Genomic DNA, 14,279 nt, shown 5'->3' on the forward strand with positions numbered 1-14,279 from the left:
CGCTTTCATCAAGTTCTTGATTTAATAAAGCTTTTATTTCATTACCTTTTGAGATAACTACTGCATCACCTCTAATGGCTGATATTTTACCTACGCTTGCATAGGTTAGAGTTATTACACTTAATAAAATTACAAGTTTTCTCATATATATTCCTTACTTATTTTTAATCTCATTAATCTTTTTATTTATATCTGAAATATTTAAAGATTTTTTTAATTCATCTGTTTTTATCTTTAAATCCTCATTTGCTATTTTGCTTTCTATTTGTAATTTAGCCTTACTTGCTTCCGTTTCTAATTTAATAGAAGTCTTATCAAGTTCATTGCTATCAATTTTTAATTTATATTGAGAATTATCAATATCCATAGTTGAATTTACTTGAGGATTTATTCTAGTTATTACATTGTTTTTATTATACACTCCTAGTAATTTACTATTCTGTAATTCAAATAAAACATCAGAAGTATCATTAATCTTACTATAACTAGCAAAATACGAATCACTTGGCTTTAACTTAACATAATTATTTTTCGTATCAGCATAATAAAATTCTTGAGCTGGGTTTGTATAAAATTCTGTAAAGAATTTAGTTTTCTCATTATCCCAATCAGCTAATTGCTTTCTATAATTTGAAGAATTAGTAAATTTTAAATTTTCTTTTATATTTAAAATATTTAAATCCAAACTACCATTTTTTGCAGTGTATTCAATTTGTTCTTTATTGACATAAGCAGTAGTTCTATAATGATCCGAAGTTGAATCTACAACAGTAGGAGCTTGAAAATTCATTGTATAGCCGTTGTATTCTAAATCTTCTATATCATATTCACGCATTTGTAAATAATTATGGTTCATAACAAAATATCTTAAATTATAAGCACTATCCCTACCATCTTTTTTAGTTTGCTCTTTTGAATAATAAGTTAAAAGTCCTCTTGATAAATCAAGTTCAGCGGCAGAATTTGTATTTGAGTAATAATTAATAGCTGTTTGATTATTTTTTTCTATATCACTTTTAAAACTATTCCAATCATCTTTTAAAGTTGTAAAATGAGATAAATCTGATTTGCTTAAATCATAATTAATACCAATTAATTGAGCTTTTAATTCATTTTTATTTGCACTAAAACTAGCATAATCTGATGAATATTCTAAATTCTTTTCAGCATTAGGCGTATTAAGACTAGTATTTTGCAAGTTATAATTTTGAGTTTTGATTTCTTTAGTTCCTAAATCAGAAACATTGTAGCTATTGCTAGTAAGAGTATTCTTTTTACCATCTAAAGTATAATAATCAAAAGATTTAACACTCTTATCGTTTTCTAATTTTCTACCATATAAATCAAGTGTCATAGTTCCTAAATTAAGACTTGCTGCACTTTTAGAATTTAAATCTTCTGAATAGTAATAATAACTATTTACATTGTTATTAGCAAAGTATTTATTAGGTATAGAAGGTTCTAATTTAGTCCATTCTTTTTCATCTTTAATCACTGGCACATCAGGTATTGCCACATTATTATCATTTGGCTTATTTTCTGGTGTGCTTGTATTATTATCAGGATTACTTGGCGTATCTGGTGTCGTATTTGGATTACTTGGAATAACTAAATCATCACTAGGTTTATTTGGAGCAATTTCTGGCACATTATCTGTATTTAAAGAATTATCATTTTTTGCAATGATTTCAGTTACTTCTTCTTTAATATCGCTTGCAATATTCATTTGCTCACTAGTTTGTAAAGTATTTTTAGAATTTGAATTAGTGTTTTCAGCTTTAATATCACTACTTAAAGTAATACTTGTTACTTTATTAGTATTTGTAGTGCTTTGTTTATCTTCTTGTTTTTCTTGTATTTTTTCTGGTTTATTATCTTCGTTAATATTTGCTTTGGTTAAAGAAAAATCATTTACTTTTAAAGGTTCAACTTTAATTACCTTAGTATTTGAAAAGCTTATTTGTTTTCCTGAATCAATTAAAGAAGTTTTATTACCTAATCTAACATCTATTGCACCTTGTAAGCAAGCTAATTTGTTTATATTAAGTCCAACTTCTCCTACAAACACTGTTCCTCTAATACCAATTGTTGCTGTATGAGCTTTTAAAGAGAAATTCTTTCTTGCTAATTTTGAGATTTCTCCTGTAATTACCTTAAAGCTTCCTTCACTTACTTCAAGATTTACTTTAGAGTTTTTTCCATCTAATAAGAATTGTTTTATTTCTAAGCTTGTGTTTTTACCTAGAGTAGTAACGGTGTTGTCATTAAAGATTATTTGTAATCTTGCATTGTTTCCCGTTTTTATAATATCGCTTTCATCAAGTTCTTGATTTAATAAAGCTTTTATTTCATTACCTTTTGAGATAACTACTGCATCACCTCTAATGGCTGATATTTTACCTACGCTTGCATAGGTTAGAGTTATTACACTTAATAACAATAATATTTTTTTCATAGCGTATCCTTTCAAAATGATGCCAAATTATAGCATATTTTAAAAGGTTGTTAGCTTAAAATTTATATTTATACATTAAATTAGTGTAAAGATTATCGTAAGAATTGTATTCAATACTTGATTTTACCCTATTATATCCTAAATCAAGTGAGAAGAAATTATGATGATCCATATTGTATTCAGCACCAAAATTTACCCTATAGGTTATATCGTTTCTCGTATTTAAGAAGATTTTTTCATCATATTTACTTTTAGCATAACCTAAACTTGCTTTTAATATTACTTGTTTATTTAACATATAAATAATTCCGGCAGTAGCTGAATATTCTTTATAATTATTTGAACTTTCTTTAATTCTGCTAGTTTTTTCTATATCATAAGCAATTTTTAAATAAGACATACTTCTTTGAGAAATAATCTTACTCATAGCATAAATACTATGATGATTTGAATCATTTTCTTTATTATCTTCTATCAAATAATTATTATGATTAATTGTATAGCCTAGACCAAAAGCTAGCCCACTTTCAGTATAATAATCACCTGAAATATCTGCTGTAAAGGTATTTAAATATCTTTTTTGTTTTAAAATAATATAATCATAAGACATTAAAATATTTAATTTAAATTGTCTTGATATCTCAAAACCATTATTAATTGAAGCTGTAAATACACTTAAATTCTGAAAATCTTCTTCAATTGGTTTTATATAATACTTATTATAAAAATTAATATTTATATCATAATCATATACATTATTAACTTGTTTTTTATAGCCAGCATTAAGATTAGCTAAAATACTACTAGCTGGTTGGTGCTTAGCACCTGGTATTGGAAAATTAATGCCTAATTGTGGCACTGGCAAATAGCTATCTTTTAAATTCTGCTTTTTTGGGTTACTATCATAACCATATCCAAAACCAATACTCGCATAAGGTATATTTATTTCATTATTAGCTTTTTGTTGATATTTAACATTTTTTAACATACTAGCAACTAAAGCTTTCTCATCATCATTTAAGCGTTCATCATCTTTTAAATTCTCTAGTTCTAATTTAAGTAAAGCTAAATTCCCGTTTTTTTGATAAATAATAGCACTTTGTAATCTCGCTTCTGTATTAGTATCATCTAATACCAAAACCCTATCATAAGCAGCTAAAGCTTCATCGTATAAACCTAATCTAAAAGCACTTTTACCCATAATTAGATTTAAATTAATATCAGAGCAAGTTTGCTTACAAATAGAACTAGCTATATCATAAGAAGTTTTATAATCTTCTTGATTATACGCATTTACTAAGTCATCAAATGGATTTGCTAATAAAGCAATAGGTAAAAATGTTAAAAATTTTTTCATAAATGTTAAGCCTTTTTTAAAAAACAAGTTTTTAAAACTATAACTCCGTGTTTATCAACTTTTGCTTCTATTTCATCATCATTTGAAGTAAGCTTTATGTTTTTTACATTAGTTCCTCTTTTAATAGTTAAAGAACTGCCTTTTACTTTCAAATCTTTAATAACGCTAACATTATCTCCTGCTTGTAATTCGTTTCCGTTTGCGTCTTTTGGCATTTTTATATTCCTTTTTTATTTATGGTGCCCAAGGTCGGACTCGAACCGACACAGGATTGCTCCTACTAGATTTTGAGTCTAGCGCGTCTACCAGTTTCACCACTTGGGCTAAAATTGCATATGATAATAAAATTTGCTTATAAAAAAATAAAAGTGTGATATTTTAAATATATTTTACTTAATATTTGATTATGAAATTCTTGTTTTGATATTCCTATCAAAACAAGAAAAAAAATTAATTCATTCCTAACATTTCCCAATAAGGAAGACCTATTACAAGGCATAAAATAAAAGATACCATAGCCACTACAAATCCAGTAATCCACCATTCTTTTACGGTGTTATATCCAGCTCCAAAAATAACTGAAGCAGCAGGACCACCAAAATGAGTTAATGCTCCGCCATAAGAATTTGTAGTAATTAATAAAAATGCTAATAAATAAGGATCAACTCCTGCGCTTTTGCCTATTAAAAATAAAACCGGTAAAAGAGTTGTAATGAAAACGGTTGCACTAGCATATAAATATCTTACGATAATACTAATAAAACCAATAATTATTAATACTATCAATGGGTCTAAATCTAAATTCATATTACCTTGAATAAATGTTCCAAGCCATTTAAAAAAGCCCAATTTATTCATCATACCTGATAGTGACATAATACCACCAAACCAAAATAATGTCCCTATACACTCTTTAGAACCTGCTATATCTTCAAATTTTAAAACGCCAAGTAATACTGATAAACTCATAGCACCAACAGCTACTGCAGTAGCATCTATATCAATCTTTAATCCAAATAAAGAACTAGCTAAAGATGGAACAGACCAACCAAGCAATGCTAGAACAAAGATTAAAACAAGCATTTTCTCACTTCTTTTCATCTCTCCTAATTCTTCTAAGCCTTGTTTTGAAATTACTATATTATCAATCTTTTTTATATCAGGGCGAACAAAAATATAAACAACTAATGGAATTACACATAAACACACAATACCAGGAATTATCATAGCAACAGCCCAATTCCCCCAATTTAAGTGAGTTCCTAAAATATCATTTGCATAACCAATCACTAGCATATTTCCAGCCATTGCGGTTGCGAAGATAAATGAAGTCATTTTTGTACTCATATAAGAATTACACGCCAAAAATGCACCTACTCTATTTTCTGTTTCAACTTTATCTTTTGATAAAGATTGTGCGATTGAATTTACAATTGGAAAGACAATTCCGCCTGCTCTTGCAGTATTTGATGGAGTTGCAGGTGATACTACTAAGTCTAAAAATGCAGTAACATAGCTAAGTCTTAAAGTAGTTTTACCAAATTTACCTATTAAAAAATAAGCCCATCTTTTACCAAGACCGGTTTTTGTAAATGCAATACTTAAAGCAAATGCAGAAACTATAATCCAAGTAGTTGAACTTGCATAGCCGCTTAAAGCTTGTTTTGTAGCTTCTTTTGCACCACCTAAATAAGGTCCCATAAATAGTGCAGTTCCTGCCACTGCAGTAATTAATACCATAGAATTTGGTATAGGCTTAAATACAAGACCTAAAACTGCTGAAAGATAAATACCAAACATTACCCACGCAGCTTCGCTTAAGCCACTTGGCACAGGCAAAATAGTAGCGAATAAAAATGGAATAGCAATCAAAATAATAATAGAAATTGCTCTTTTCATCATTTCTCCTTAAAAAAAATTAAAAAATTAAGATTACTTTAGCAGAATAATTCATAAAATGTATTTAAATTGTATTTAAAACTTTAAAAAATGTGTATAAAAGTAACACTTATTATAAATTATTATCTTTTTTTGAAAAAAAATATAATATATTTCATAACTTTTTATAATATAAAAAATTTAATTAGGAAAAAATATGAGAAAATTAGCTGTTTTTATTTTAAGTTTAAATTTATTTGCATACACTTTAGATTTTCCTGGAGATAAAATTCCTTTTAGTGAAAATCCAGATTGGAAAGACCCAACTATACCTAAAAATTTATATCAAAACGATGATATAAATTATGATTTGCAAAAAAAACTAAGTGAATTAGATGAAAAAAAATTAAGAAAATTAAAAAAAGCTTTAGATATATTATTTGAAGATGAAGAAGAATTACAAGAAGAAATTCCTCAAACTGAACCTATAAAAATAAAAGAGCCAACTCCAGATGAATATATACAAATTAGCATCAGCGGAGAAAAACCTATAAAAAAACAAAAAAATACTTATCAAAACAATAATATTTTGATAAATATTAAATAAGCTTTATTTATTACGAGTTTTATTAAAACTAAAAATAGCAATTATTAATGCTAATATAGGAGAACTCATAATTTGTAAAAAATATATTAATTCACTTTGTTCTTCTTCGTTTGGAGTAATAAAACTTAATATTAAAGCAAATACTACGCTACTAAGACCTAATATCGCTAAAAAATAACTAAGAATTTGATTTTGTATTTTAAATTCCAATTCATTTTCACAATAATTTTTTAATTTAAAATACGCTAAAAACATTGCAATATAAGGTAAAAAATAACTAACCGTGGTAAGAGAACTAAGTAGCCAATAAATATCTTGAGATTTATTAAAAAATACACAAAATATACAAATAATACTAACTAAAAATGCCTGAAAAAATAAAGCCTTATAAGGGGTATTGTATTTTGGATGTGGTTTTGCTTCATAAAATTTAATTATTCCTTCTTTTGAAGCATTAGCTAACATATATATTGGCGCTACCAACCAAGAATTAATCTGCCCTAAAGTGCCTACAAATAAACTAAAAGCCATTAATTGACTAAGACCTTTAAAACCCAAATTGTTTTCAGCATAAGTAATTGCTTGCATAATACCATCTAATATATCAGTATCTTTTGCAGGATATATCACATTAACACAAAAAGTGCCTAAAATATAAATACCTACTATTATAAATGCACTAAAAAATATAGCTTTTGGATAATTTTTTTGAGCGTTATCAATTTTAGCACCTATCATTGTACTAAGCTCAAGCCCTGCAAATGCAAACATCATAGTGCTTGAAAACACTAAAGTATTTAAATCAAGTGTAATTAAATACCCTGAATTATAAGGAGTTGTGATTTTGTTATTAGTCAAATAAAACATTAAAGCTACAACTATTAAAAGCAATGTGGGAAATAAAATTCCAAAATAAACAAATACTTTATTTATTAATTTTGTATATTCAAAACCCCTATAATTTATATATGTCAAAATAAAAAAACTCAATATAGAAAATATTGCGATAAAATAAGATTTTGCCTGTAAATTAAATATATAAGCTAAAGAATTTGCTGCGAAATACAACATCATTGGGAAAAAAGCTAAACAAGATAAAAGATAACAAATCAAACAAAAATAAGCTACTTTTACTCCAAAAGCTTTATTAATCCATAAAAATATACCACCACCCTTAGAAAATCTAGAACCAAGTTCTCCACATATCAAAGCTAAAGGAATAAAAAATCCAAATGCTACAAAAAGCCATAAAATAATAGAACTAGCTCCGTATTGTGCGACATAAGGAATTTGTCTTAAAGAAAAAATCCCAATCAAATTCATAAAAATAATATCTTTTATACTCAACTTCATAATAAACCTAAAAAAATAAAATGAAGCGAATAATACTATTAAAATTGTAATAATTTAGAAGAAAAAAAGAAAAGGTTTCACATAATCTGTGAAACCTAAAAATAATTTATAAAATTATTGGCAGATGATTTTTAATTCAACTCTGCGGTTTGCTGCACGGCCTTCTTTTGTTTTGTTATCGCCGATTGCATTTTGGTCGCCAGCCCAACTTGGATTAATTCTGTCTTCGCTAATACCAGCTTTTACAAGTTCAGCTTTTACTGCTTTAGCTCTTTTTTCTGATAATTTTTTGTTATAAGCAGATGTACCGATTGAATCTGTATATCCTGTGATATTTGCAAAATATGCAGGCTCTTCTTTAATTAATTTAGCTAAACGCTCAATTTCAGGAATATAGTTAGCAGTTACATTGCTCTTATCAAATCCAAAATTAACTTTAACTAATTCTAAATCATAACATGCTTTTGGTTTTGGTTGTGGTTTTGGCTCAGGTTTAACAACTACTGGCTCAGGTTTAACTTCTACAACTGGTTGTGGAGCTGGAACAACTTCTTCTTTTTTACCATCAAAGTTAAAAATTACACCTAAAGTGCTAATTACATGGTGATCAGCGTGGCGGAATTTAATTTGGTCACGAACTTCTGCTCTTAAACCAAAGCTTTTGTAAATTTTGTATTTTAAACCAATACCATAATGACCAAACATTCCGTTTTTATTGTCATATAGATTTTCGCTGAAGTTTTCATAACCAACACCTAATAATCCATAGAAATCAAAGTTAGTATCACCAACTTTAACTGGGAATACTAAGTTTAAATAACCTCTATCAATACCCACTGGAGTATGACCTGAATTATCTATACTTTTATATTCACCTTTTTGGTGCTCATAACCAATTTCTGTTCCTACTGCACCATACATATAACCAATTCTTAATCCATAACCAAATTTATTCATAAGGTCAAGATTTCCTTCTGGAACATTGTATGTAGCGATTGGGCTTATTTCTAAGCCTTCAAAATTAATATCACTTGCATTTACACTAACAGCTATCATTGCAGCTGCACTTAAAACTAAACTCATCTTTTTCATGAATACTCCTAATTTCAAAATCGAATTAACGTTTACTAAATTGTGGTTTTCTTCTTGCTTTTCTGCGGCCGTATTTTTTACGCTCAACCACACGACTATCACGAGTTAATAAACCTTGTGGTTTAAGTAGCGCTCTAAAATCAGCACTCATAGCAGCTAAAGCACGAGAAATTCCGTGTCTTAAAGCTTCAGCTTGAGCATTATAACCACCACCTAATGTGCTAGCTGTAATGTCCATTAAACCTTCTTGCTTAGTTACTAATAAAGGTTGAACTACCTTTAATTTAATAGCTTCGTGTCCGCCTAACCAAGTATTTAAATCAACGCCATTCACTATAATTTTACCACTTCCAGCCTTAGCCCAAACTTTAGCTATTGCAGTTTTTCTTTTACCTGTTGCATAAACTTTTGCCATTTTACTTTCCTTTTACCTGAGCTGTATGTGGGTGTTCGCTACCTGCATAAACTTTTAATTTCTTAAGCATTGCACGACCTAAAGTAGTTTTAGGCAACATTCCACGAACTGCTAATTTATATAATTTTGCTGGATTATTTGCTAATAAATCACCGAATTTTTCACTCTTAGTGCTTCCAAAATAGCCTGAATGTCTGTGATATAATTTATCATCAGCTTTGTTTGTTCCAGTAAATTCTGCTTTAGATGCGTTGATAATTACAACATAATCTCCGCAATCAACATTTGGTGTATAACAAGGCTTATGTTTGCCTTTTAATATTGTCGCAACTTCTGTTAAAAGACGACCGAAACGCTTACCTTCAGCATCTACAATTATCCAATCTCTTTTAACTTCGTTTGGCTTTGTTATTTTTGTCATGATTTTACCTTTGCCAAAATTTTTTAAAAAGCTGATTATATGTTTTTAATCTTAATAATATCTTAAATTAAGATAATTTTAAGATAAATTAAAAATAAAATTTGACTTTTTTAAATTCTAAAAAAATTATTCCATTTAAGTTTATTTTAAAGATGGGGGGGGTAGAATAGCATTGCAATTTTTAAAAAAAGGATGTAAAAATGAAACTAGTAAAACTTAGTTTAATTGCAGTAATTACTGCAGGTTCAATGTCAGTTGCAAATGCTGTTGCTTTAGATGAAGCTATTCAAAATGTAGATTTATCAGGTATGTTAAGATATAGATATGAAGGAATTAGCGAAAAAAATTCATTAAAAGACAAATCTACAAAAGATACAATCCAATTACATGGATATAAAGCTCAATTAAAATTCACTTCAGATATAGCTGATAATTTTAAAGCTACTGCATTATTTCAGTATTCAAACCAAGATGCTTCATTTGCTTTAAATAAACCAGGTTTAACACCATCTAATGAAGCTTTAAGAGATAAAGTTGAAAATAATATAAATACAAGCAAAACTTTTAATATAAGAGATGCTTATTTAACTTACACGAATTACGATACCTCATTTATGTTCGGTAGAATGGAAATTGGCTCAATTTGGACTGATGATTTATTAGGAACAGGATTAAAAATCGTAAATAATAGCATTGAGAATGTAACTTTAGCAGCTTATGCTTTTGATAATTACAATAAAGATAGTGATTTAGGCGTTATTGCTACAAAAAATGATGATGATAGTATAAAAAGCGTAAGTGGTAAAAATATATATGGTATAGCAGCAATTGCTAATTTTGACCCAGTAGCAGCAGAGTTATGGGTAGCAAATATGGCTAGTTGGGGCACATTATATACGGTAGATTTCAATGTTAATTTAGGTGATAAAGATGATTTCGCATACAATATTCACGCTCAATACGCAGGTAATAATCTTAAAAAAGATAGAAAAGATTTATTAAAAAAAGCTACAGGCGACGAAGTAGCTAATGGTAATTTTTATGCTATTGAAGCTGGCTTTGACGCATTCGGCTTAGATTTTAATATAGGTTATGCTGGTTATGGTAAAAAGGATAAAGCTACAATTAATACTATAGAAGATAGTGGCAAATTGATTAATTATGGCGAATACGCTATGAAAGATTACCAAACAGGAGCAGTAGGTAAGAAAGATTTCGTATTCGGAACAATTGGTTATACATTTGAAGATGTAAGATTTGGTGTTGATATTATTAGCGGAACAAATAAAATCAAAAATGGCGATAAAACTGATAAAGAAAAATTATTTGAAGTTAAGCCACAACTATCTTATAAATATAGCGACAAATTAAACTTCTCAGCATTCTATGCTTATGGTAAAACAAAAAATTATGAAGGTATAGAAGATTGTAAAAAAGATGAAAAACTAATCAGATTTGAAGCAAAATATACATTCTAAAAATAGCTAGGCATTAAGCCTAGCACTAGATTAATTTGGCCTAACACTTATAAAAACTTAATTTAACTAATTTCAAACTCTTGGTGTTAGGCTTACTTAGTCTAGCTTTTACAACTAGCACCTTCTTTAAACACTGCTCCATAATCGTTTTTTGAATCAGGTTTAACTAAATATAAATTCTTTTGCACTTCTAAGCTCTAATCAATCTAAACAAACAAGTTTTTTAAAACTAATAGCAATACGATTAAGTAATTTAAGGTATTACGAAAGGCTGAAAATATTTACAATGCGTTGTTTTTTTTTTTTTTATTATTTAACACATAAATCAAAATAGGAGACAATTATGTCAAAGAATACAAAAACGATGATATGTCCTTTTTGTGATGAAGAATTAAGATTTGGTGTAAAAGTATGCAGGGGTTGTCAAGCTGAAATTACTTACGAACACGAGAGAACATTTTCGCCTGGCTGGTTTATTGCTTTTTGCGTATTAACTTATATATTATATACATTTTATGATTCAATAAATGGTTGGGTTTTTGGGATACTTGTTTTTGTTGATATTGGATGCTTTGCTAATATTTTACCTATAGATCCAAAAGCAAAACCTGAAGCAAAATTTGAAAGAAGACAATTTAGATAATTAAAAACTATAAAAATTTTAAAAGCTCATCGCTTAATCAAAAAATACAAATTAATTTAAGCGAGAGCTTTTTTGAGCATACACTTAGCAAAACTCTCATTTTAACAATTACAATAATTTTATTTAGTGTTGCATATACTCTTTATAATCATTTTATAGTGTAGAAGATTGTTAAATAATTCTATTAATTATCTAATAAATTTTGATATTAAGTGGCTTTAACACTATGATGATTAAAGCTATTCTTTAAGAATAGCTTTTGATTAGCTTTTACAACTAGCACCTTCTTTAAACACTGCTCCATAATCGTTTTTTGAATCAGGTTTAACTAAATCTAAATTCTTTTGCACTTCTAAGCTCTCATCCATTTGCCAAGCATTCCAGCCACCATCATATACATAAATATTTTCCCAACCATCAAGTAAGGCAATAAACCAAGCAACACTAGCTCTCCAGCCTGTGCCACAATAAAAAGCTAAATTATCATTTTTATTAATGCCTTGACTTTGCCATAATTCATATATTTCATAAGGATTTCTAAGCGTTCCATCAGGGTCGTAATAATCAGCCACATTAGATGAATTTGTCCCTGCAAATCCCCAAATAGCTCCTTTTGGCTCACCACTTTTTGGTATATAATCATAACCACTAATTTTGCCTATAAACTCATCCCAAGCCCTAATACTTACTAGCTTTAAATCCCCTTTATAATTTTTAATATCATCTGGCATTGATATATTTATATTAGCATTTGCAGGAATTATCGCTTTAAAATCACTTTCTTTGCTAGGTATATTTGGAGTTTTTTCTATGCTAAATCCTGCTTCTTGCCAAGAATATAGCCCACCATTTAAAAATCTAACATCTTTAACCCCAGCGTATTTTAGTGCAAAAAATACTCTTAAAGCTGCCATTTGATTTTTAGAATATAAAATTATAGTTTTTTCGCTTGTAATTCCTAAGTTTAAAAGATTATTTTCTAAAGTTTTTGCATCACTTAAATTCCAAACAGGAGCATTCTCTATTAAATCAGTATTAAAATGATAAGCACCTTTTATATGCTCGCTGTATTCATCACTATTTTCTCCCCAACTAACCTCAAAAACCATAAAGTCTTTACCATCAAAACTCTCAACTTTTTTGCCTTGCATTAAGTCATTTAGCCATTTAGGATAGACTGCTAGTTGATAGTTTTTAAGTTTTACTAAATCATTATTATTTGCATAATCTATAAAATCAGCATAAATCTCGCCTTTATAACCACGAGCTAAAAACTCCGAGCTAACTTTTTTTATCTCATCTAAATTAGAACCATAAAATACGAGCTTTTTATCCTTTGTAATGCCTTTGCCTTTGAAATATTCTTCAAATTTTTTATTTTCAACAAAATCCATTGATAAAGCACTAATATTTAAAGCCCCTTTAATATGACCGCCGTTTTTTGCCCCATCTTCGCTAAAACCATTATAATAACTATCAATTCTTGTATCAATTATCAAATAATCACTATTTAATCTAGCTTTAAACTCATCAGTATTTAATAATTTAACATTATCAGCATTAAAACAAGCACTAAAAATAAGTGCAAACAATAAAATTAATTTTTTCACGATACTCTCCTTAAAATAATCAAAAATCCAAAAAGCATAAAAGGTAAAAATATAAAAGCTTGAAAGCTAAAATAAGCACTAGCTATTAAAATATTTGCCACATTGCAACCACTTGCAAGAGAAGCCCCAAAAGCCATCAAAAAGCCTCCAATTACACTAAAATATCCTTGTTTTAGCGATACGCCTTGAAGCGAAAATGATTTTAAATTCGCAACAATCCCACCTAAAATACAACCAAATAAAAAATAAACTCCAGAATCTAAATACCTATATTGATTGGTTACTAGATATAAAATCATATTTTTACTAGGCACTGATAAAGTAAAACTAAAACCAATCATTTTCCACATTAAAAGACTTAAAATTGCTAAAACTATTGCTAGAATGCTGATTTTTTTGGCTTTATAGATTAAATATATACTTAAAATTCCAAGTAAAATCACTAAGATAAAAGGCGAAATATTTAAAAAAGTATGAATATTAGTAAGCTCGTTTTTTGTAAAAATATCTATGTATTTTTTAAATATTCCATTAAATAAAGCCATACTAAAAGCAAAAGAAAAAGCCGTTATTAAATAAGAACTATTATTAATAACTCTAGTAAAACTACCACTAACACAAGCCTTGCTAAACGCCATGCCAATGCCAAATGCAAAGCTACCTATAATAGTAGCAAGTATTGAGAATTTAAACTCGGGTATGGTAATTAGCTGAAAATGTTCTAATATGAATAAGCCAAGAGATTGTAAAAATATACAAAAACTTAAAGCACTAACAAATGAAAAATCTTTAAAATAAAAAAGATTTCTAAAACCAGAAAAAAAGCAAAATCTATATCTTGCTAATAAAAATCCAAAAACAATTCCAAATATAAGCGTATTCATTACCTAATGACTTTCTAAAATATTTTAGAAATTATATGTTTTGAAAAATAATAAATCTTAATTCATATTTAGATTATGAATTAAGA

At 28.1% G+C, this 14,279-nt stretch carries 13 protein-coding genes and 1 tRNA gene; 3 read left to right on the forward strand and 11 right to left on the reverse strand.

Annotated elements, in window-relative coordinates:
• Nucleotides 1-154: 154 nt before the first annotated feature.
• The 5 genes from KJR01_RS05295 to KJR01_RS05315 all read right to left on the reverse strand — a co-directional run bounded on the left by KJR01_RS05295 (nt 155) and on the right by KJR01_RS05315 (nt 5,711).
• Nucleotides 155-2,455, reverse strand: coding sequence for a FecR family protein (locus tag KJR01_RS05295; RefSeq protein ID WP_214117622.1), 2,301 nt, complete (start codon nt 2,453-2,455; stop codon nt 155-157).
• 55 nt (nt 2,456-2,510) lie between these two features.
• Nucleotides 2,511-3,812, reverse strand: coding sequence for an outer membrane beta-barrel protein (locus KJR01_RS05300; protein WP_214117623.1), 1,302 nt, complete (start codon nt 3,810-3,812; stop codon nt 2,511-2,513).
• A gap of 5 nt (nt 3,813-3,817) precedes the next feature.
• Nucleotides 3,818-4,027 (reverse strand): alkylphosphonate utilization protein, encoded by a 210-nt coding sequence (locus KJR01_RS05305; protein ID WP_214117624.1) that lies wholly within the window; start codon nt 4,025-4,027, stop codon nt 3,818-3,820.
• 22 nt (nt 4,028-4,049) lie between these two features.
• Nucleotides 4,050-4,136: transfer RNA gene (locus tag KJR01_RS05310), tRNA-Leu, on the reverse strand.
• 126 nt (nt 4,137-4,262) lie between these two features.
• Nucleotides 4,263-5,711, reverse strand: a complete 1,449-nt coding sequence (locus KJR01_RS05315) for a DASS family sodium-coupled anion symporter (protein ID WP_214117625.1) — start codon at nt 5,709-5,711, stop codon at nt 4,263-4,265.
• A 196-nt stretch (nt 5,712-5,907) separates the two neighbouring features.
• Here KJR01_RS05315 and KJR01_RS05320 point away from each other — a divergent pair, with 196 nt between their 5' ends.
• On the forward strand, nt 5,908-6,297 hold the full coding sequence (locus tag KJR01_RS05320) for a hypothetical protein (RefSeq protein ID WP_214117626.1): 390 nt from the start codon (nt 5,908-5,910) through the stop codon (nt 6,295-6,297).
• Nucleotides 6,298-6,300: 3 nt separating this feature from the next.
• Here the strand turns inward: KJR01_RS05320 and KJR01_RS05325 are convergent, their stop codons facing one another.
• From KJR01_RS05325 to rplM, 4 genes are all read right to left on the reverse strand, one after another.
• Nucleotides 6,301-7,650 carry an APC family permease gene (locus tag KJR01_RS05325; RefSeq protein ID WP_214117627.1) on the reverse strand — a complete coding sequence of 450 codons (1,350 nt, stop codon included), beginning with the start codon at nt 7,648-7,650 and terminating at the stop codon, nt 6,301-6,303.
• A gap of 114 nt (nt 7,651-7,764) precedes the next feature.
• Nucleotides 7,765-8,742: an OmpA family protein gene (locus KJR01_RS05330; protein WP_214117628.1), complete on the reverse strand. Its 978-nt coding sequence runs from the start codon at nt 8,740-8,742 to the stop codon at nt 7,765-7,767.
• A 25-nt stretch (nt 8,743-8,767) separates the two neighbouring features.
• On the reverse strand, nt 8,768-9,157 hold the full coding sequence (gene rpsI, locus KJR01_RS05335; protein WP_214117629.1) for a 30S ribosomal protein S9: 390 nt from the start codon (nt 9,155-9,157) through the stop codon (nt 8,768-8,770).
• A 1-nt stretch (nt 9,158) separates the two neighbouring features.
• Nucleotides 9,159-9,578: a 50S ribosomal protein L13 gene (gene rplM / locus KJR01_RS05340; RefSeq protein ID WP_214117630.1), complete on the reverse strand. Its 420-nt coding sequence runs from the start codon at nt 9,576-9,578 to the stop codon at nt 9,159-9,161.
• Nucleotides 9,579-9,778: 200 nt separating this feature from the next.
• On the opposite strand from rplM, the gene KJR01_RS05345 reads away from it, so the two are divergent.
• Nucleotides 9,779-11,056, forward strand: a complete 1,278-nt coding sequence (locus KJR01_RS05345) for a major outer membrane protein (protein WP_214117631.1) — start codon at nt 9,779-9,781, stop codon at nt 11,054-11,056.
• Nucleotides 11,057-11,399: 343 nt separating this feature from the next.
• On the forward strand, nt 11,400-11,699 hold the full coding sequence (locus tag KJR01_RS05350) for a hypothetical protein (RefSeq protein ID WP_214117632.1): 300 nt from the start codon (nt 11,400-11,402) through the stop codon (nt 11,697-11,699).
• Between the two features lie 263 nt (nt 11,700-11,962).
• Here KJR01_RS05350 and KJR01_RS05355 read toward each other — a convergent pair whose 3' ends face one another.
• Both KJR01_RS05355 and KJR01_RS05360 read right to left on the reverse strand, forming a co-directional pair.
• Entirely contained in the window at nt 11,963-13,309 is a 1,347-nt protein-coding gene (locus KJR01_RS05355; RefSeq protein WP_214117633.1) for a rhodanese-like domain-containing protein, read from the reverse strand.
• Entirely contained in the window at nt 13,306-14,193 is an 888-nt protein-coding gene (locus KJR01_RS05360; RefSeq protein WP_214117634.1) for a YeeE/YedE family protein, read from the reverse strand. Before KJR01_RS05360 ends, KJR01_RS05355 begins: the two co-directional genes overlap by 4 nt.
• Nucleotides 14,194-14,279: the final 86 nt, after the last annotated feature.

The organism is Campylobacter sp. 2018MI10 (assembly GCF_018501175.1).
GTDB lineage: Bacteria > Campylobacterota > Campylobacteria > Campylobacterales > Campylobacteraceae > Campylobacter_E.